Source organism: Hyphomonas sp., from assembly GCF_046313975.1.
GTDB lineage: Bacteria > Pseudomonadota > Alphaproteobacteria > Caulobacterales > Hyphomonadaceae > Hyphomonas.
In genome coordinates this window covers 13,122-32,552 of record NZ_JBKBXB010000017.1, presented here as the reverse complement: position 1 = coordinate 32,552, position 19,431 = coordinate 13,122, and the positions used below count along the sequence as shown (strand labels likewise).

The 19,431-nt window shown below is 64.0% G+C and carries 17 protein-coding genes; 13 read left to right on the top strand and 4 right to left on the bottom strand.

Going from position 1 to position 19,431, the window contains the following annotated elements; translation table 11 throughout:
- Positions 1-116 precede the first annotated feature (116 nt).
- Entirely contained in the window at positions 117-2,276 is a 2,160-nt protein-coding gene (katG, locus tag ACK4TE_RS08040; protein WP_409910978.1) for a catalase/peroxidase HPI, read from the bottom strand.
- Positions 2,277-2,553: 277 nt separating this feature from the next.
- Between katG and ACK4TE_RS08035 the strand changes: the two genes are divergently transcribed.
- The 8 genes from ACK4TE_RS08035 to ACK4TE_RS08000 all read left to right on the top strand — a co-directional run bounded on the left by ACK4TE_RS08035 (position 2,554) and on the right by ACK4TE_RS08000 (position 10,151).
- Positions 2,554-3,981, top strand: coding sequence for an aldehyde dehydrogenase family protein (locus ACK4TE_RS08035; protein ID WP_409910977.1), 1,428 nt, complete (start codon positions 2,554-2,556; stop codon positions 3,979-3,981).
- A gap of 62 nt (positions 3,982-4,043) precedes the next feature.
- Positions 4,044-4,661, top strand: a complete 618-nt coding sequence (locus ACK4TE_RS08030; protein ID WP_409910976.1) for a class I SAM-dependent methyltransferase — start codon at positions 4,044-4,046, stop codon at positions 4,659-4,661.
- A gap of 97 nt (positions 4,662-4,758) precedes the next feature.
- Positions 4,759-5,001, top strand: a complete 243-nt coding sequence (locus tag ACK4TE_RS08025) for a hypothetical protein (protein WP_409910975.1) — start codon at positions 4,759-4,761, stop codon at positions 4,999-5,001.
- Entirely contained in the window at positions 4,998-5,264 is a 267-nt protein-coding gene (locus tag ACK4TE_RS08020) for a hypothetical protein (RefSeq protein WP_409910974.1), read from the top strand. Before ACK4TE_RS08025 ends, ACK4TE_RS08020 begins: the two co-directional genes overlap by 4 nt.
- Before the next feature lies 1 nt (position 5,265).
- Positions 5,266-6,960 (top strand): N-acyl-D-amino-acid deacylase family protein, encoded by a 1,695-nt coding sequence (locus ACK4TE_RS08015; RefSeq protein WP_409910973.1) that lies wholly within the window; start codon positions 5,266-5,268, stop codon positions 6,958-6,960.
- Positions 6,957-7,919, top strand: coding sequence for an alpha/beta fold hydrolase (locus ACK4TE_RS08010; protein WP_409910972.1), 963 nt, complete (start codon positions 6,957-6,959; stop codon positions 7,917-7,919). Before ACK4TE_RS08015 ends, ACK4TE_RS08010 begins: the two co-directional genes overlap by 4 nt.
- Positions 7,920-7,935: 16 nt before the next feature.
- Complete coding sequence (locus ACK4TE_RS08005; protein ID WP_409910971.1) at positions 7,936-9,456, top strand: NAD(P)/FAD-dependent oxidoreductase; 1,521 nt, start codon at positions 7,936-7,938, stop codon at positions 9,454-9,456.
- Entirely contained in the window at positions 9,453-10,151 is a 699-nt protein-coding gene (locus ACK4TE_RS08000) for a TetR/AcrR family transcriptional regulator (protein ID WP_409910970.1), read from the top strand. The genes ACK4TE_RS08005 and ACK4TE_RS08000 overlap by 4 nt, the downstream gene beginning before the upstream one ends.
- Here ACK4TE_RS08000 and ACK4TE_RS07995 read toward each other — a convergent pair.
- Positions 10,145-10,762, bottom strand: a complete 618-nt coding sequence (locus ACK4TE_RS07995; RefSeq protein ID WP_409910969.1) for a TetR/AcrR family transcriptional regulator — start codon at positions 10,760-10,762, stop codon at positions 10,145-10,147. The genes ACK4TE_RS08000 and ACK4TE_RS07995 overlap by 7 nt on opposite strands.
- 120 nt (positions 10,763-10,882) lie before the next feature.
- Here ACK4TE_RS07995 and ACK4TE_RS07990 point away from each other — a divergent pair, with 120 nt between their 5' ends.
- The 5 genes from ACK4TE_RS07990 (at position 10,883) to ACK4TE_RS07970 (ending at position 17,028) form a co-directional block, all read left to right on the top strand.
- The gene (locus ACK4TE_RS07990; protein ID WP_409910968.1) at positions 10,883-12,286 is read left to right on the top strand and encodes a D-arabinono-1,4-lactone oxidase; all 1,404 of its coding nucleotides are present in this window, start codon (positions 10,883-10,885) and stop codon (positions 12,284-12,286) included.
- A complete protein-coding gene (locus tag ACK4TE_RS07985; protein WP_409910967.1) occupies positions 12,279-13,559 on the top strand; it encodes an alanine racemase in 1,281 nt (426 codons plus the stop codon). Before ACK4TE_RS07990 ends, ACK4TE_RS07985 begins: the two co-directional genes overlap by 8 nt.
- Positions 13,560-13,670: 111 nt before the next feature.
- Positions 13,671-14,867: an HlyD family secretion protein gene (locus ACK4TE_RS07980; protein WP_409910966.1), complete on the top strand. Its 1,197-nt coding sequence runs from the start codon at positions 13,671-13,673 to the stop codon at positions 14,865-14,867.
- On the top strand, positions 14,864-16,501 hold the full coding sequence (locus ACK4TE_RS07975) for a DHA2 family efflux MFS transporter permease subunit (protein ID WP_409910965.1): 1,638 nt from the start codon (positions 14,864-14,866) through the stop codon (positions 16,499-16,501). The genes ACK4TE_RS07980 and ACK4TE_RS07975 overlap by 4 nt, the downstream gene beginning before the upstream one ends.
- 32 nt (positions 16,502-16,533) lie before the next feature.
- Positions 16,534-17,028 carry a gluconokinase gene (locus tag ACK4TE_RS07970; RefSeq protein WP_409910964.1) on the top strand — a complete coding sequence of 165 codons (495 nt, stop codon included), beginning with the start codon at positions 16,534-16,536 and terminating at the stop codon, positions 17,026-17,028.
- On the opposite strand, the gene ACK4TE_RS07965 is transcribed toward ACK4TE_RS07970, so the two are convergent.
- Together ACK4TE_RS07965 and ACK4TE_RS07960 are read right to left on the bottom strand one after the other, a co-directional pair.
- Complete coding sequence (locus ACK4TE_RS07965; RefSeq protein ID WP_409910963.1) at positions 17,011-18,360, bottom strand: GntP family permease; 1,350 nt, start codon at positions 18,358-18,360, stop codon at positions 17,011-17,013. The genes ACK4TE_RS07970 and ACK4TE_RS07965 overlap by 18 nt on opposite strands.
- 10 nt (positions 18,361-18,370) lie before the next feature.
- Positions 18,371-19,429, bottom strand: a complete 1,059-nt coding sequence (locus ACK4TE_RS07960; protein ID WP_409910962.1) for an SMP-30/gluconolactonase/LRE family protein — start codon at positions 19,427-19,429, stop codon at positions 18,371-18,373.
- Positions 19,430-19,431 lie beyond the last annotated feature (2 nt).

The window sequence follows — 19,431 nt, the reverse complement described above, 5'->3', positions numbered from 1 at the left end:
GGGAACTCGCGCACAAGGCAAACAGCCCGCTGCCAGACCCCCGCAAAATCAACGGGGCGGACCCATTTCAGGATCCGCCCCGTCCACACGCCTGTCTAGACGGTTTCTGGACTGGCTTATGCCAGATCGAAACGGTCGGCGTTCATCACCTTCGTCCAGGCGGCGACGAAGTCCTTCACGAACTTCTCCTTCGCATCATCCTGGGCGTAGACTTCCGCATATGCCCGCAGGATCGAGTTCGAACCGAACACGAGGTCCGCCCGCGTCGCGGTGAACTTCACGGCGCCCGACTTGCGGTCGACGATGTCATAGGCATTCGCGCCTTTCGGCACCCACTTGAACGCCATATCCGTCAGGTTGACGAAGAAGTCGTTCGTCAGCGCGCCGACCTTGTCGGTGAAGACGCCATGCTTCGTGCCGCCATGATTGGTGCCGAGAACACGCATGCCGCCGAGCAGCACCGTCATCTCGGGTCCCGTCAGGCCGAGCAGCTGGGCGCGGTCGAGCAGCAGCTCTTCCGGCTTCACCACATAGTCCTTCTTCAGCCAGTTGCGGAACCCGTCCGCCAGCGGCTCGAGCACCGAGAACGACGCAGCGTCGGTCTGCTCCGCCGTCGCATCGCCGCGACCCGGCGCGAACGGCACAGACACGGTGACACCGGCAGCTTTCGCCGCCTGCTCGATACCGACATTGCCAGCGAGGACAATGACGTCCGCCAGGCTCGCACCGGCTGCTTTCGCAATCGGCTCGAGCACGCCAAGCACCTTGGCAAGCCGGGCCGGCTCGTTGCCTTCCCAGTCCTTCTGCGGGGCAAGGCGGATGCGCGCGCCATTGGCACCGCCGCGCAGGTCAGAGCCGCGGAACGTGCGGGCGCTGTCCCATGCGGTGGCAACCATCTCGCCGATCGACAGGCCGGACGCAGCGATCTTCGCCTTCACGGCGGCGACGTCGTAGTCCTTTTTGCCGGCGGGGATCGGGTCCTGCCAGATCAGGTCTTCCTTCGGCGCGTCGGGCCCGATGTAGCGGGTGCGCGGGCCGAGGTCTCGGTGGGTCAGCTTGAACCAGGCGCGGGCGAAGGTGCGCGAGAAATACTCCGGATCGGCCATGAATTTCTGGCAGATCGCGTTGTATTTCGGGTCGACCTTCATCGCCATGTCGGCATCGGTCATCATCGGCATGACGCGCTTGGAAGGATCAGTCGGGTCGACCGGCTTGTCTTCTTCCTTGATGTTGATCGGGCGCCATTGCTGGGCACCAGCGGGGCTCTTGGTCAATTCCCACTCATAGCCGAACAGCAGCTTGAAATAGCCCATGTCCCACTTGGTCGGGTTCGTCGTCCATGCGCCTTCGATACCGGAGGTGATGGCGTTGGTCGCCTTGCCGTCGAGGTTCGGGTTCATCCAGCCGAAGCCCTGCGTCTCGATATCGGCGCCTTCCGGAGCCGGGCCGAGCTTGCCCGCATCGCCATTACCGTGCGCCTTGCCGACGGTGTGACCGCCGCAGGTGAGGGCTGCGGTTTCCTCGTCATCCATCGCCATGCGCGCGAACGTCTCGCGCACCATCGCGGCGGTTTTCATCGGATCAGGCTTGGCGTTCACGCCTTCCGGGTTGACGTAGATCAGGCCCATCTGCACCGCAGCGAGGGGGTTTTCCAGGGTCTCCGGCTTGTTCACGTCCGCGTATCGGCTGTCAGACGGCGGCACCCATTCCTTCTCGGCGCCCCAGTAGACGTCCTTCTCGGGATGCCAGATGTCTTCGCGGCCGAAGGAGAAGCCATAGGTCTTCAGGCCCATCGACTCGTAGGCAATATTACCCGCGAGCAGGATCAGGTCGGCCCAGGAAATCTTGTTGCCGTACTTCTTCTTGATCGGCCACAGCAGGCGGCGGGCCTTGTCGAGGTTGCCGTTATCCGGCCAGGAGTTCAGCGGCGCGAAGCGGATATTGCCGGCGCCGCCACCACCGCGGCCATCGGCGAGGCGGTAGGAACCGGCGGAGTGCCAGGCGAGGCGGATCATCAGGCCGCCGTAATGGCCATAGTCCGCCGGCCACCAGTCCTGGCTGTTGGTCATCAGGGCGTGCATGTCCTTCTTGAGCGCTTCGAAGTCGAGCGTCTTGACGGCTTCGCGGTAATTGAACCCCTCGCCGAGCGGGTTCACCTTGGTGTCGTGCTGGTGAAGAATGTCGAGGTTCAGCGTTTCCGGCCACCAGGCCGTATTCGATGCACCGGCCGCAGTCAGGCCGCCATGCATCACAGGGCATTTGGCTTCATTGCTCATGGAATCTCCGTCTTTTCTAGGTTTTTCTAGCTTTTTACAGCTTTGTTGAGGATGGAATCGGGACCACTGGGCCAAAGTTCGCGGATCAGCACCTATTGATCAAATTGATTTTGGCGGACCTAGGTATAGGCCGTCTCTTTGGCAGTTTTATCTCAACCTGCAAGGGCCTCCGCCGCGGGAGGGCTGGCCGAAAGCGCTCAAGCTGTGGATAGTGCCCCCCGAAGACCGGGATACCTTTCCGGCACACCCTATCAGACCGCTCGGGAGGCGCACAGGCATGGCCATCGATTTCAACGCGAATTACACGATGACGATCAACGGCAAGGGCGTGACCTCGCCGTCGCAGATCGATGTCGTGAACCCGGCCACCGGCGCGAACTTTGCCTCGGCGCCGGACTGCACCGAAGCGCAGCTGGACGAAGCGGTCGCCTCCGCGAAAGCGGCGTTCCGGACCTGGAAGAAGGTGCCGATAGCCGAACGCCAGGCGCTGGTGCGCAAGGCGGGCGAAGTGTTGGCTGCGCATGCTGACGATCTTGCCCGCCTCTTCACCCGCGAGCAGGGCCGGCCGGTGGACGCGGCGAAGCAGGAAATCCTCGGTGCGTCGCAATGGCTGCAGGCGGTGTCGATGATGACCCCGCCGACGCATGTGGTGGAGGATTCCGCCGCCCAGCGCATCGAGACGACCTATGTGCCGCTCGGCGTCATCTGTGCGATTGCGCCGTGGAACTTCCCGGTGACGCTGTCGATGTGGAAGGTTGCCCCTGCCCTCGTTGCCGGCAACACGATGGTGCTGAAGCCCTCGCCCTTCACCCCGCTCTGCACGTTGAAAGTCGGAGAGCTGTTCCGCGATATCTTCCCCCCGGGGGTGCTGAACATCATCAGCGGCGGCGACCAGCTCGGGCCGCAGATGACCTCGCATCCGGGCTTTGCGAAAATCTCGTTCACCGGCTCCACCGCCACCGGCAAGGCCGTGCTGGCAAGCGCGGCGAAGGACCTGAAGCGCGTGACGCTGGAACTTGGCGGCAATGACGCGGCCATCGTTCTGCCGGACGTGGACCTTGATGACGTCGCCCAGAAAATCTTCTTCGGCGCCTTCTTCAACACGGCGCAGATCTGTGTCGCCACCAAACGCCTCTATGTGCATGAGAGCATCTATGACGGCCTACGCGACCGGCTGGCCGCCATCGCCAAAGCTGTGAAGGTGGGCGACGGCACGGAGCAAGGCACCGTGCTCGGCCCCATCCAGAACAAGCGCCAGTATGAGCGCGTGATGGACCTGATCGACGACGCGAAGAAATCCGGCCTTACTCTGATCGAAGGCGCGAACGTGCCAGATGGCGGCGGATACTTCATCCCCGTCACCATCGTGGACAACCCGCCGGAATCTTCCCGCGTAGTGCAGGAGGAAGCCTTCGGCCCGGTTCTGCCGCTGCTGAAATTCACCGACATCGATGATGTGATCGACCGCGCGAATGACAGCGATTATGGCCTCGCCGGTGCGGTCTGGTCGAAGGACACCGACAAGGCCGTCGAGATCGCCCGCCGGCTAGAGACCGGAACGGTCTGGATCAACCAGAACCTGCAGCTGCGCCCTGACACGCCCTTTGCCGGCCACAAGCAATCCGGTTTCGGCATCGAGAACGGAATGGAAGGCCTGCTCGAATACATGGTGCCGCAGGCCATCTATGTTGCGAAGGGCGCCTGAGCCTGACGGCCGACTTAGACCGGCGCAAAGCCTTCATCCGGGCGAACACGCGCCTCGGCGCCGTGCCGGGGATCGTGCTGCCGCATCTTGATCCGCCTGCTGAGCTTCGCGTCTGGCAGGCAGACGAGATCACTCCGATCTGGGCGGCGACGGAAACGGACCTGCAGAGGCAGGGCCTGGAGCCGCCCTTCTGGGCCTTCCCATGGGCGGGCGGACAGGGCGTGGCGCGCTACATTCTGGAACACCCGGAAACGGTGCGCGGCAAGCGCGTGCTCGACATTGCCTGCGGCGGCGGATTGCTTGCGATTGTGGCGGCATCGGCGGGCGCGGTGGAAGTGACCGCCAATGATATCGACGCGATTTGCGAGGCGGCGCTGGCGCTGAATGCGGAGGCGAACGGCGTGGCCGTGCGCTGGCTCGGCGGCAACCTGATCACCGCGCCGCCGCCCGATTTCGACGTGATCCTTGCGGGCGACGTGTTCTATGAGCGCGACATGTCCGCGAGCTTTCTGGAATGGTTCGCCGCTGCCGCGCAGCAGGGCGCCACCATCTATGCCGGCGATCCCGGCCGCGCCTATGCGCCGAAGGGAGGGCTGGACCCGGTCGCCGAATATAGCATCGCCACCACCATGGAACTGGAAAGCGCCGAACGGCGGACCTGCCGGGTCTGGGAGTTCTGAGGCGAAAGCCACCTTAAAGTTACGTGCTTTCCCCTAGGTCGCGGCTTGCCAGAAAAACTGGAACGTGTTCCAGTTTTCTGAAACCGGAGGGACTCACATGGCCGCAGCAAACCTGTCGCGCGTGCGCAAATCGATCCTGCCGCAGGCGGGCGATACCTGGGCGAGCATTGCGAAACGCGAGTTGCCGAAGCTGGATGAAGCGGCGGGCATTGCCAGACTGCAGAGCTGGAACCTGCATGTGTTCATGCGCTCAGCCGGGCCTTCGGGCGGGCCGCGCGGAGGCAACCCCATCCTGCCGAGCGATGTGATCTTCGTCGAGCCGCCGGGCGTGCGCGCATGAGCCTTGCCGTCATCCGCGATGTTCGCGTTGCCGCCGCACATGACGGCGATGCGGAACTGATGGTGACGCTGGAATACGAGAATGGTGGCACCTCGCTGGTGGCGCTGGATGAATACGCGGCGCGGACCCTGCTGGAGTCCTGCGCCGCCACCTCACCCGAGGGATTGATCGGGGCGGGCTGGGAAAAGGTCCGCGACGCACTGGTTGCGTCGTCGCAGAGATATGCCGGCGTGCCGGCGCAGGAACATTCGGGAGGAGAATGACATGTATGATCTGGTGATCCGGAACGGCACGGTAGTGGATGGCTCCGGCCTGCCCTCCTACAAGGCGGACATCGCCATCAGCGCCAATCGCATAGCGAAGATCGGCCGCGTGGCGGAGAAGGGCAAGAAGGAAGTGAACGCGGCGGGCAAGGTTGTCTCGCCGGGCTTCATTGATCCGCACACGCACTTTGATGCGCAGCTCCTGTGGGATGGCTATGCGAAGCCCGCGCTGTCGCATGGCGTCACGACGATTGTGCCGGGCAACTGCTCGCTCTCCCTCGCGCCGCTGAAGGAGAAGCACCGGATGAAGCTGGTGGGCATGTTCAACCAGATTGAAGAGATGCCGCTGAAAGCCTTCAAGGAAGGCGTGGCGTGGGACTGGGAAACCTTCGCCGAATATATCACGCGCATCCGCAAGGGCCTCGCCATCAACGTGGCGCCGCTGGTGGGCCATAGCGTGATCCGCCTCTGGGTGATGGGCGACGCCGCGATGGAGCGCACCGCCAACGCCGAAGAGATCGCCGGCATGCAGGCCGTGCTACGCGAGTGCCTGGATGCGGGCGCGATCGGCCTGTCGACAAGCTATGTCGACATGGACGAGACGCTGCAGCCGGTGCCGAGCCGGTATGCGGATGCCGATGAGGTGGACGCGCTGGCGAGCGTGCTGGGCGAGTATGGGCGTATCCTGCAGATCGTGCCGGAATTCTATGATCCGGACCTGACCATCGCGCGGCTTGATCAGCTGGCGGAGCTTTCGCTGAAATATTCGATCCCGACGACCTTCTCGCCGCTGTTCGTGAATGCGGACAATGTCGAGGCCGTGGACCGGGTGATGGCGCGGGTGGACGAGCAGTTTGCGCGCGGCGCCCGGGTGTGGCCGCAGGTGCAGACGCGGCCGATTGATATCAGCTTCTGCTTCGCCGTGCCGAGCCTGATGTTTATCCGGCTGGCGAGCTGGTACAAGATCATGCGCTTCGGTACGCCGGAGCAGATCATGGCGGCGTTCAGCGATGCGGAGACGCGGAAGAAACTGGTGGCCGAGGCCGAGCAGTTCCCGATCTGGCCGATCCTGCGCCTGCGCGCGGTGAACACCGAGGCGAACCAGAAATATGTCGGCAAGACGCTCGCTGAAATTGCTGCCATGCGCGGCACCACGGCGATTGACGCGATGATCGACCTGTCGCTGGAAGAAAAGCTCGACGCGCATTTCATGGCGGCGAGCATGGGGCACAATTCGGATGAGAAAGTCAGCAGCATGCTGAAACATCCGCGTGTGCATATCGGCGCCAGCGATGGAGGCGCGCACATCCTCTCCTTCTCCACCTATGGCGACACCGGATACCTGTTCGGCCATTTCGTCCGCAACCTGAAGGCCATGAGCCTTGAAGAAGCGGTGAAGAAAGTCACCTCCGACACCGCCGCCATCTGGGGCATTCCTGAGCGCGGCCTGATCCGGGCGGGCTATGTTGCGGACCTCGTGATCTTTGATCCGTCCACGATCGATCGGGGCGAGGAAGTGTATGTGCAGGACGTGCCCGGCGATGGCAGCCGCTATGTGCGCGATGCACGCGGCGTGGACACGGTCATCGTCGGCGGCGGTGTCGCCTGGACGGCGAAGAAGGGCTACGCAAAGGACACGCGCGGCAAGATCCTGCCTGGCATAGAAGCGGACGCGCGTTCGCTGGAGATCGCATGAGCTGGCCGGGCGTTATCCAGCGCCGCATCGCCAGCAACGGTATCCAGATGAACATTGCCGAGGCGGGCCGAGGACCGCTGGTGCTGTTGCTGCACGGGTTTCCGGAGTCCTGGTATTCCTGGCGCCACCAGTTCGCCCCGATTGCGGCGGCCGGCTATCATGTCGTTGCGCCCGACATGCGCGGCTATGGCAAGACCGACAAGCCGAAGGAGATCGAGGCCTATACGCAGGTCGAGATCGTCAAGGATGTGATCGGCCTTATCCCGGCGCTCGGCTATGAGAAGGCCATCGTTATTGGCCATGACTGGGGGGCGCCGACGGCCTGGGCGACGGCGCTCTTTCATCCCGACAAGGTTCGCGCCGTAGGCGGACTATCTGTGCCGTTCATGCCGCGCTCGCCCGTGCAGCCGATGCTGATGATGCGCGAGATGTTCAAGGGCCAGTTCTTCTACCAGCTCTATTTCTTCGAACCCGGCGTCGCCGAAGCGGAATTCGAACGCGACATCCGCATGTGCCTGAAGAAATTCCTCGTGCTCGGCGGCGGCGAGACGGACCTCACCGCGCTGCCCGTCAAGGGCGAGCATGACGACATGTTCTCGAACATGCCGGAGCCGAAGGCGCTGCCGAAATGGCTGACGGAAGCGGACCTCGATTTCTTCACCGGCGAATTCCAACGCTCCGGCATGCGCGGGCCGCTGAACTATTACCGCAATCACGACCTCACCTGGAAACTCACAGAAGGGGCGCCGACGGAAATCCACCAGCCGGCCATGTTCCTTGCCGGGGCGAATGACGGCGTAGTGGTGATGGCGGCGCCGGCCATTCAGATGATGCCGCATTTCGTGAAGGACCTGCGGATCAACCGGATGCTGCCGGGCATCGGCCACTGGACGCAGCAGGAGGCCCCGAAGGAAACAAATGCCGCTATCCTCGAATTCCTGAAGATGGTCGACGGCTGAGAAGCGGAGCGGAAAGATGGCCGAGAAAATTCTCGTCATTGGCGCAGGGATCGGCGGATTGTGCACGGCGCTTATGCTGGCACCGTCCGGGCGCGAGGTGATCGTGCTGGAGCGCGACGGGCCGGTAGAGACAGGCAATCCGGATGAATTGTTCGCCAGCTGGAAGCGCACCGGCGTAGGTCATCTGCGCCAGAGCCATGCCTTTCTTGCGCGCTTGCGCAACATCGTGAAGGCGGAGCATCCTGCCCTGCTGGACCAGCTGGCAGAGCTGGGCGTGCGCGAGCTGACTTTCGAGAACATGCTGACAGAAGAGCAGCTTGCCGCCTACCAGCCGGAGCCCGAGGATGAGGAACTGAAGATTCTCACGAGCCGCCGCACCACGCTGGAAATGGCGATGCGGCACTATGCGGAATCACTGGCGAACGTGACGATCCGGTCCGGATTTCTCGTCCGCAGGCTGATCACAACGAAGGACGCGGATGGCGTGTTCGATGTCACCGGAGTTGATGGGGAAGAGAATGGCGTACCCGTTTCCCTGACAGCTGACGCCGTGGTGGACGCCGCCGGCAAGAGCGGCTTCACCATCGAACAGCTGATCGATGAAGGCGCGACCATCAAGGAGGAGAGCGAGAGCTCGGGCATCCTCTATTTCACGCGCCATTACCGCCTGCGCGAAGGTCAGGACGAGCCCGACCGGCGCAGCAATCCGCCCGCCACAGGCGATCTCGGCTATCTGAAGTTCGGCGTTTTCCCCGGCGATGGCGGCAATTTCTCGATCACGATTGCCATTCCCGAAGTCGAGATGGAAATGCGCAAGTCCATCCTCAATCCGGAAATCTTTCACCAGATCACGCTGATGCTGCCCGGACTCTATCCGTGGACGAATGAAACGCGCTCCGAAGGCACGAGCAAGGTGTTCGGCATGGGCGACCTGCAGAGCCGCTGGCGCGATATGGTGACGGACGGAAAGCCCGCCGTGCGCGGCTATTTCGCGCTTGGCGATACGTTGATCCGGACCAATCCGCTCTACGGGCGTGGCTGCTCCTTTGCTGCAGTGAGTGCGCAGCGCCTGCGCGAAACGCTGGACGAAACAGCAGACCCGACCGCGCGGGCCGTTGCCTACTATAAACGCATCACGGAAGAACTGCGCCCGTTCTATCTTACACAGCGCCGGCAGGACCGCAGCGCGATCAAGCGGGCGAAACAGGCGCTGACTCCCGGATATCGCAAGAGCCTGCGGGCGAAGATTCTGGAGAGCTTCATTGACGACGGCATCCGCATAGCGGTGCGATCCGATATCCGCCTGCTGCGCGAAGCGATGCGCGGGTTTCACATGCTGGAACATCCCGACAAATGGCTTGGCAAGCCGCGCAATCTGGCGAAAGTGCTTTACTACTGGTCGCGCGGGAAGAAGAGCAATGCCGCAGCCTATCCGCCAAACCCCGGGCCGGAACGGATTGAAATGATGCAGGCATTGAAACTGGACTATCAGGCGGATATCGACCGGATGGCAGAGCCGGAGATCGCCGCCGCATGACAAGTCCGCCCGATACGCTCACCGCAAAGCCGGAAACAGGCCGGCGCGAACAGGCGAAAGCCGAACGCCGCGACAAGATCGTGCGCGCCGCGCGCGACCTGATCCGTGAAACCGGCGACATGAACCTCTCCATGCGGATGATTGCGAAGCGGGCGGAAGTCAGCGTTGCGACGTTCTATAACCTGTTTGGTTCCAAGCGCGCGGTCGTGATGGCGGTGCTGGAGGATGAGCGCGACTTCCTGCAGAAATACCAGAAACTGAAAGTCTCCAACGCCATCGACCGCATCTTCGAGGCGCACAAGCTGGCATATGGCTATTTCGTTCAGGACCCGGACTTTTATCGCCCGCTCTGGCGCGCGCTTCTGGATGCGAGTAGCAAGGATGAGACCGGGCTTGTGAGCGCGGAACGGCAGGCGCAGACGCGCGCCGCCTGGATTGCCCTGCTCACACAGGCACAGGATGAAGGCTATATCCGCGCCGATATTGAGCTGCCGCTGCTCGAGCGTACACTGTCCTACCTGGCCGGCGGCGCGCTGCTGTCCTGGACCGTGGAAAATCTGCGTACGGAAGACCTAATGCCTTCAGTGGGCCTTGGCTATGCCACCTTGCTCAGCGGCTCTGCGACGCCCAAGGGCGCGCGGCATCTGGAGCCCCGGATTGCGGAATACCGAGGGATGCTGTCACAGGTTCACTGAGCAAGGCAGTGCGATATCGCCCGCGCGGCGGATTTCAGCACGCGGTCTGTATCCAGCTCCGGCACCTCGAGCAGCATCTCGATGGCCGCATAGCCTAATTCCACAGCGAGCCGGGCCCGCTCAAAGGCTTCCGTGCGCGCCCGTCCGCGCCGCCCGCCTGCCATTTCCTTCGCCATGATCGCCGCGACATGGGCATGCGATTCGAGGCGCACGGGCGCGAGTTCAGGCGCTGCGCGCAGCGAGGAAATGATCGCGCGCCCGCCGCGGAATGCGCGTGTTGCCGCGAGCGTTTCCTGCAACACAAACTCCATCGCGCGCTGCGAGTAGCGCTGAGGATGGTTGCCGCCGCCCACCTGGCGCTCGATGATCTGGTTCTGCGCGCTCATCAGCCTGCGGCCGAGCTCGGCAAGTAGGTCGTATTTGTTGCCGAAATAGCGATAGAATGAGGGCGGCGTCGCACCGGCTTCTGCTGCAACGGCGTTGGAGTTCAGCGCTTCCAGCCCGCCCCGCTCGAGAATTGCCTGCGCCGCTGCAATCAGTCGTTCACGTGTTTCCACCGCCCGCGCCTGCAGGCGCCGTTCTGACACGTCCGGATCAAGTGTTCGCGGCATCAGGTTCCCCCGCCGGACAGACCGGCCATCCACAATCTTGATGATTGACCGGATCGGAAACTTAGTAAATGCTAGTTTTACAGGGGAGGACCGCCGATGAAAATAACACGGCGTCACTTGATGACCGGTGCGGCCGGCGCGGGCATTATTGCAGCCGGCGTCGGCATTCACAGTTTCAGCTGGAGCCAGCGCAGCTTCACTCGCCCGGATTTTATCGAAGGCGCGCCGGAAGCCCCGCCCGGCAGGTCCAGCTGGATGAACTGGTCGGGCATCGAGCGGGCGACGCCAAGGGATATTGCGTTTCCGGACTCGGTCGACGCACTCGCCGAATTGGTGCGCGGCGCGCCGGGCCGTATCCGCCCGGTGGGCAGCGGGCATTCTTTCACGGGCCTTGCGACCACCGACGATACGCTCGTCATGCTGAACGGGCTCTCCGGCCTGCAAGCCTTCGACGCGGAAACCGGCGAGGCGCGGTTCGGCGCCGGCACCCCGCTCTTCCAGGTGAGCGAAGACCTTGCCGCGCAGGGCCGCGCGCTGGACAACCAGCCGGATATCGACTCGCAGACCCTCGCGGGCGCCTTCGCCACCGCCACGCATGGCACCGGCAACCGCCTGCCTGCGCTGCACGACAATATCGTCGCCTTTGATATGATGACCGCTGATGGCCGCCTGCTGGAGGTCACCCGCGCATCCGACACAGATCTGTTCGAGGCGGGCAAGGTCTCCCTTGGCGCGCTCGGGATCATGACCTCTTTCACGCTCCGCAGCGTGCCGGCATATCGCCTGAAGCGCAGGGTCACGGTGGAAGACTCCGGCGACTTCCTCGACCGCCTGCGCGAAACGGCTGAGGCGCACCGCAACTTCGAATTCTACTATTTTCCCTGCACCGGGCTCGTCGCCAGCATCACGCATGATGAGACTGACGAACCGCCCACGGAAGAGATGGGTACGGATGATGATGAATTCCTGCAGGGCCTGAAACAGCTGCGTGACCAGCTGGGCTGGGCGCCCCCGATCCGCAGGATGATCGCGCGGTCGGAGTTTCCGCGCGGCGTGGTGGAGGAGCGCGTGGACGAGTCGCGCATGCTGCTGTCCACGACGCGCCCCACACGCTTCATCGAGATGGAGTACCATATGCCGCGCGACCGCGGGCCGGAAACCGTGCGCCGCATCATGCGCCTGCTGGACGAACGCGGCGAGGTGTTCTTCCCGATGGAATACCGCCACATCGCGCAGGACACCGCCTGGCTCAGCCCATTCAATGCGAGTCCGAGGGCTTCCATCGCCATCCACACCGCCGTGGATGAGGCCTATGATTATTTCTTCAAGGATTTCGAACCGGTTTTCCTGAAAGCCGACGGCCGCCCGCACTGGGGCAAGCTGCATTCGCTCGGCCGGACCGAACTAACGAAGCTCTATCCCGACTATGAACGCTTCCTGGAGCTGCGCCGCGAACTCGATCCGCGCGGAAAATTCCTGAACGCGCATCTTGCGAAACTGTTCGGCGAGACGCTTGATGCTTAAGCTGTCACGCCGCAAGCTGATGATCGGCGGCGCGGGCCTTGCGGGAGTGGCTATTCTGATGAGCAAACCAGGCGACGAGAGCGGGCCGCGCGATCCCTACTTCCTCGCTATGCAGGCGGCGCTCACCGAAGCGGGCATCGCCTCGCCCACGCTGGTGGTCGACAAGACGCGCCTCGACGCCAATATCGACACGCTGAAGAGCCACCTGCCCGCCGGCATGGCGTATCGTATCGTCGCCAAGTCACTGCCCTCGCTGGACCTCATCGCGCATATCCGCCAGCGCGCCGGCACAAGCCGGCTTATGACCTTCAACCAGCCCATGCTGAATGCGCTGAGCCGCGCCATGCCGGACGCAGACCAGCTGCTCGGCAAGCCGCTCCCGGTCGCTGCCGCGCGCAACTATTTCGCCGCGCTGGCCCCCGAAGACGTCGCCGCTGCGGCGCAGGTGCAATGGCTGATCGATACGCCGGAGCGGCTTCATCAGTATCAGGAGCTTGCACGCAGCACCGGCCAGACCCTCCGCATCAATCTCGAGCTGGATGTCGGCCTGCATCGTGGTGGCCTCGAAGCCGGCGATGCTTTCAAGGCCGCTCTCGAGACGATCCACAGTGCGCCGGAGTTTACCCTCTCCGGCCTGATGGGCTACGAGCCGCATCTCGCCGCACTGCCCGAAGCGCTCGGCTGGCGCGAACGCGCGAAGTCCGGCGCGTGGCGGCGCTACTCGGAGGCGCTCGCGCAAGTCGCGGATGTGTTCGGCGCTGATGCCACGGCCGGCCTTGTCCGCAATGCCGCAGGCAGCCCGACTTACCGCTATTATCAGGATACGGACATCGCAAACGAGGTCTCTGCCGGCTCCTGCCTCGTCAAGCCGACGCATTTCGACACGCCACTTCTGGAGCCCCACCTTCCCTCGAGCTTCATTGCCACGCCCGTGATCAAGACCATGGAGAAGACGCACCTGCCCGGCCTCGAATTCGCTACCGATGGCCAGCGCACCTGGGACCCGAACGTCTCGAAAACCGTGTTCACCTATGGCGGCAACTGGATGGCCGATCCGGTCGACCCGCCGGGCCTGTCCTACAACAAGACCTTCGGGCGCTCCTCCAATCAGGAAATGCTGACCGGCGGCCACAACCTCGCCATCGCGCCCGACGATTTCGTATTCTACCGCCCGCACCAGAGCGAAGCCGTGTTCCTGCAATTCGGGGACATCGCCGTCTACGAGGATGGCCGCATCACCGGGCGCTGGCCAGTCTTCGAAGCCTCAGCCTAACACGCAAAGTTCTAAAAACTTCAACACCGAAAATGCGCTTGCTTGCCTTTGCGTCATGCGGCGCTCAATGCCTGAAAACGGATAAACCGCGCAGGAGGAGGTGCCCGCGAATTGGCCGCTGGCACAAGCGAAATGGACGGAAACCGGGGCGAAATCGAGAAGGAATCAACCGCGCAGCGCCTCCGCTTCGCCGAGTTGCTGAGCTCGCCGCGCATCCGGAAAATTGCTGCGGCGGCGGTGGCCGGCCTTATCTTCCTGCTTGGCGCGATGCTGGTCGCGGATCGCACTTCCAACATCTCCACCTCCGATGCCCGGATCGCTGCCGAGATGATAGCAATCTCGACCGACATTTCCGGCCGCATCACCTCTGTCGGCGTGCGCGAGGGCGACCGCGTGAAAGCAGGCGACATCATCTACACGATCGATGCGCGCGAAGCCGAGTACACGCTCGCCCAGTTTGAAGCCGAGGCGAACCGGCTGCGCGCAGAGATCGCCCGCGTAGAAGCGCGCGCCGGTCTCGCCACGTCGAAAGCGGGCAGCCAGATTGCGGCACGCGCTGCCGGCACGGAGTCCGCCTCTGCAAGTGTTGAAGCGGCCCGGTCCAATCATGACACCGCAAAGCGCGAGTATGACCGGATGCGCGGCCTGTTCGAGCGCGGCCTGATCGCCCAGAGCGGGCTCGATCAGGCGCGCAATGCCCTTGAAACGGCAGAACAGGCGCTGCACCGCGCGCAGGCCGACCGCGCGACCGCCGCCGCAGAGCAGCGCACCGCGAATATCAGTGGTCAGGAAGTCCGCCTGGTCGATCACGATCTCGCTGTGCTGCAGGCCGATCTCGACCGCGCGACGGCGCGCGTCGAAGCCCAGAAAGTACTGATCGAACACCACACAATCCGCGCGCCTGCGGACGGCGTGATCGATGAACTGTTCTATGATCCGGGTGAACATTCACTGCGCGGCTTCCGCATGGCGCTGATGCACAATCCGGATGACGTGTGGGTATCCGCCAACATCAAAGAAACCGACATCCGCCATGTCCGGCCCGGCGCTGCAGTCACGGTGCGCGCGGACAGCGACCCGTCGCATCCGATCCGGGGGCGCGTGACCCGTGTCAGTGATGCAACGCTCGCCGAAGCGGCGATGATGCCGAACCCGAACGCCAATGGCGTGTTCACGAAGATTACCCAGCGCATCAGCGTTCGCGTGGACCTTGATGCCACAGATGTCCAGTTGCGCCCCGGAACGATGGTCCGTGTACGCATCTCCCGGAAGAGAGGGGCTGAGGCGCCCGAAGGGCTCGCCTCGTGACCAGTCTCGCCGGCCCAGCCCTTCCCGCGGGCAAGGCCGCACCCTACGACATTCCCGAACTAGCGAGCCGCGGCATCCGCGACCGCTTCCTGCAGTTCGGTGCGCGCTATCGCTGGCTGCTGCTCTTCACGATGCTGATGGGCTCGATGTCCACCATGCTGGCGGCGACCACGATCAACGTCGCACTGCCGGCCATCATCGGCGCCTTCGGCCTCGGCCAGGATCAGGCGCAATGGATGTCCACGGCCTTCCTGGCCTCGTCCACCATTGCCATGCTGGCAAATGCCTGGGCCATGTCGGTCCACGGCCCGCGCGCAACTTACATTTTCGGCATGATCACGTTCCTGATCGGCTCGCTGCTCGGCGCCGTGAGCACGACATTGGAGCTCCTGATCCTCGCGCGCGCAATGCAGGGCGTCTCTGCCGGCTTGCTGCAGCCGATGTCGATGTTCCTGATCTTCCAGACCTTTCCGGATCACCAGCGAGGCACGGCGATGGGCATCTTCTCGGTCGGTGTTGTGCTGGCGCCCGCCTTCGGGCCGGCACTGGGCGGGATTGCGGTGGACCTTGCCAGCTGGCGCCTCGTTTTCGTGGCGACCCTGCCGCTTGCCGTTCTCGCGATGATGGCGGCGCCGTTCCTGATGCCGAAGGGAGAGGATGCCGCCCGCCGCCGCGCGCCACCGCTGGACTGGCAAGGCCTGTTGCTCCTCTCCGTCGCGCTGATCGGCCTCCTGTCCGCCTTCGCCGGCGGCAACCGGGATGGCTGGGATTCGAACATCAGTGTCCTGAAGTTCACCATCGCCATCGCTGCGGGCATCGCCTTCTATTTCTGGGAACGGCAGCACCCCTTCCCGGCGCTCAATCCGGCCATTTTCAAGCATCGCCAGTTCTGGTCCGCCGGCATCATCATCGCCGCCACCGGCACGGCCATCTATGGCTCGACCTATCTCATTCCTCTCTTTGTACAGATGGTGCAGCACTATTCGCCCACCGGCGCCGGCGTGATGATGATCCCGGCCGGTCTTGCGATGGTCTTCTGCTTTCCGATTGCCGGAAGATTGTCCGACAGGGTGGACACCCGCCTCCTGCTCGCTTTCGGCATCAGCTGTTTTGCCGTCTCCGGATTTTTGCTGGCCGGTGTGTCGGCGCTGACGCCCTATTGGGTGCTCGTCGGCTGGATTGTCATCAGCCGCATCGGTATCAGTTTCTGCATGCCACCCGCCAACACCACCGCCGTGCGCGCCGTGCCACCGCACCTGCTCGCCTCGGCCACAGGCGGCGCTTCCTTCCTCATGCAGGTCGGCGGCGCCTTCGGTGTAAATCTGCTTGCCATCTTCCTGCAGCGGCGCACCATGTTCCATGAAGCGCACCTCACTTCCGAAATGGACGAGTCCAACTTCGAATTCCTGTACCAGCACGCGATGCACGCCCAAGCCCTCGAAGCCAGCGGCATGCCGCAGGTGGTCGCCTTCAGTTCCGCGTTCCAGGAAATCAGCCGCGACCTCTCCATGCAGGCCAGTGTCTTCGCCTTCCGTGACTGTTTCTTCGTCATCGCCATCTGGTTCGTTCTGGTGCTCGGCGCCCTGCTACTGATGCCGCGTCCCCGTCTGGTCCAGCGCGTCCCGCCGCGCTAGTCTCGGCCCGCAAGCAGCGGGACCGGACCTCCTTGACCATCAGGCACATCATCGTCATGGGCGTCGCCGGCAGCGGCAAGACCACCCTCGCCCGCGCCCTCGCGGCGCATCTCTCCCGCCCCTTCATCGAAGGCGACGAGTTCCACAGCGCCGCCAACAAGGGCAGGATGGCTGCCGGCCAGCCCCTCACCAATGCCGACCGCGAATGCTGGATCGCCGCCCTCACTACGGCCGTCCGCACAAGGAACGAACCCTGCATCATTGCCTGCTCCGCCCTCAATCCCGTCGTGCGCGGCTGGATCGAAGCAGGCCTCGGCCACGCACCCGCTTACCTCCTCCTCCACGGCCCGGCAGATCTCCTCAGAGAACGCCTCAGCCGCCGCCAGGGTCACTTCTTCGACCCCACCCTCCTCACCAGCCAGCTCGAAACCCTCGACCCGCCCACCCATGCCACCCGTATCGACATCGCTCTGACTACAGACGACCAGCTGCGCTTCGCCCTCGCCGCCCTAGACGAACAGCGATAGCAGCAACGTCATAGCCAGGCCAACGAGCCCTACCAGCGTCGACGTCACCGTCCAGCTGCGCAGCGTCTGCGCCTCCGTCAGCCGCAGATACCGGCTCACCAGCCAGAATCCGCTATCATTGACATGGCTCAGCACGGTCGCGCCCGACGCGATCGCCATCACCATCAGCGCTGCTCCGCCCGCGCTCAGCCCCGCGATCTCCGCCACCGGCGCCGCAATGCCCGCCGCCGTCAGCATCGCCACCGTCGCCGAACCTTGCGCCACGCGGATGATCGCCGCCACCGCAAATCCAAACAGCAGCGGCGACATGCCCGTCGCCGTCAATGTCGCCGCGAGCGCTGCGCCCGCTTCGGAATCCACCAAGATCTGCTTGAACGCCCCGCCCGCCCCGGTGATCAGCACGACCACGCCCGCCGGCTCCAGCGCCTTAACCATCGCTTCCGTCAAAGCGTTCGGCGCCACGCCGCGCAATCGTCCGAACACGAACCATGCGAGCAGGCAGGCAAGCATAAGCGCAATGAACGGATGCCCCGCAAACACGATGAACCCCGCCACCCGCTCCGGCAATACAATCAAGCCCGCCTTGCCGAGCGCGTCCACCAGCGTTCCAATCAGGATCAGCGCCAGCGGCAACAGCACCACTCCGAGCGCTGCCGGAAATCCTACGCCTTCTTCCGCCGCGTCCTCCTCCTCCGGCGCTGCGACCTGAAACTCCGCTCGCCGCTCCAGCCACCGTGCGAAAAGCGGGCCCGCAATCAGCATCGCCGGCAACCCGGTCAGCGCGCCAAACGCGATCACCAGCCCGAGATCCGCACCCAGAATATCCGCCACCGCTATGGGCCCCGGCGTCGGCGGAATGAAGGCATGCGACACGGCCAGCCCTGCCAGCAACGGAATCGCAAACGCCACCAAAGGCCGCCCCGTACGCCGCGAGAGGCCATAGAGCACGGGCGCCAGGATGATCAGCGCCACATCAAGAAATACCGGGATCGCCACGACAAAGCCGACAAAGCCCATCGCAAGCGGCGCGCGCCGCTCGCCGAAGGCTTTCAGCATGCCGCCCGAGAGCGCCCGCACGCCGCCGGAGGCTTCAAGGAGCGCCCCGAGCATCGCGCCGAGCCCGACCACGACCGCAACAAAGCCAAGCGTGCCGCCCATGCCGGACTGGATCGACCGGATGATCACCCCCGGCGACATGCCATAGACGATGCCGAAGCCCGCACTGACGAGCAGCAAGGCGAGAAATGCCGGCATCCGCACACGGAGGATCAAACCGAGCAGCGCCGCGATGCTCGCGGCAACGGTGATCAGCGCATATCCGGTCTCCCCCACGACCGCGCCCTCAGAAGCCGAGGCCGGTTGTCTTCAGGCGCACGCGCGCAAGGAACGAGGCGGACGTGAGATAGAGCGTGCTTCCGTCATCGCCAAAGGCGCAGTTCGCGACCGGCGTGCCCGTCGCAATCCGCGCCACAGGCGTGCCATCCGGCAGGAACACATGCACGCCGCCCGGCCCGGTCACATAGAGGCGCCCGTCCGTGTCCACCGCCATGCCATCCGGAAGTCCGCGGAGGCCTTCGGCCAGCATCGGCGTCAGGTCTGCAAACAGGCGGCGCGCCGTGGGCGAACCATCCGCCCCCAGATCATAGGCATAGACCAGCGCCGCGGCGGGGTCTGACACGGTCACATACAGCGTCCCGCCATCCGGCGAGCGCACCACGCCGTTCGGCCGCGTCAGCCTGCCATCGATCAGCGTCACGCTGCCATCCGGGCGCCAAAGATACACGCCATTATGTGGCTGTTCCTTGTGGGGCGAGGCATCCTGCCCCTTCAGGCCATAGGGCGGATCAGTGAAATAGATCGCGCCGTCTTCCACCAGCAACAGATCGTTGGGGCTTGAGAAGCGTTTGCCGTCAAACTCAGTCGCAAGGAATGTCTTCTCTTTCGTCGCAAGGTCCAGCCGTGCAATCGCCCGGTTGCCATGATCGCCCAGCAGGATCGTGCCCGGCAGGTCGCCGGGGATCAGGCCGTTCGCGCCCGGCTCGCTGAACACGCCTTCGGTGTCCGCGCCGCCATATCCTGAGGGCTTGAGGAAGGTTTCGAGCCCGCCCGCCTCGCTCCACTTGTAGATCGCGTTGCCCGGAACATCCGTAAACAGAAGATATCCGCCCTCACGAATCCAGACCGGCCCTTCGGACCAGCCGAACTCATCTCCGGTCAGCTTCTCGACCTTTACGCCGTCGGCAAACACATCTGCCGCCAGCGCCACATCAAGAATGACGATCTCAGCGCCAGCAGGCTGCGCATAGGCCGACCCGGGCGCGCCTGCCCCGCCGTCCGTCTCGCACGCCGCGAGCATTGCCAGCCCGAGCGCCGCCGCGCCCGTCATAATCCGTCCACGCATCC

Coding starts and splice junctions, on each gene's coding strand:
- ACK4TE_RS08000 (WP_409910970.1), top strand. CDS start 9,453: ATGACAAGTCCGCCCGATACGCTCACCGCAAAGCCGGAAACAGGCCGG.
- ACK4TE_RS08010 (WP_409910972.1), top strand. CDS start 6,957: ATGAGCTGGCCGGGCGTTATCCAGCGCCGCATCGCCAGCAACGGTATC.
- ACK4TE_RS08035 (WP_409910977.1), top strand. CDS start 2,554: ATGGCCATCGATTTCAACGCGAATTACACGATGACGATCAACGGCAAG.
- ACK4TE_RS07990 (WP_409910968.1), top strand. CDS start 10,883: ATGACCGGTGCGGCCGGCGCGGGCATTATTGCAGCCGGCGTCGGCATT.
- ACK4TE_RS07960 (WP_409910962.1), bottom strand. CDS start 19,429: ATGCGTGGACGGATTATGACGGGCGCGGCGGCGCTCGGGCTGGCAATG.
- ACK4TE_RS08025 (WP_409910975.1), top strand. CDS start 4,759: ATGGCCGCAGCAAACCTGTCGCGCGTGCGCAAATCGATCCTGCCGCAG.
- ACK4TE_RS08015 (WP_409910973.1), top strand. CDS start 5,266: ATGTATGATCTGGTGATCCGGAACGGCACGGTAGTGGATGGCTCCGGC.
- ACK4TE_RS08005 (WP_409910971.1), top strand. CDS start 7,936: ATGGCCGAGAAAATTCTCGTCATTGGCGCAGGGATCGGCGGATTGTGC.
- katG (WP_409910978.1), bottom strand. CDS start 2,276: ATGAGCAATGAAGCCAAATGCCCTGTGATGCATGGCGGCCTGACTGCG.
- ACK4TE_RS07995 (WP_409910969.1), bottom strand. CDS start 10,762: ATGCCGCGAACACTTGATCCGGACGTGTCAGAACGGCGCCTGCAGGCG.
- ACK4TE_RS08020 (WP_409910974.1), top strand. CDS start 4,998: ATGAGCCTTGCCGTCATCCGCGATGTTCGCGTTGCCGCCGCACATGAC.
- ACK4TE_RS07985 (WP_409910967.1), top strand. CDS start 12,279: ATGCTTAAGCTGTCACGCCGCAAGCTGATGATCGGCGGCGCGGGCCTT.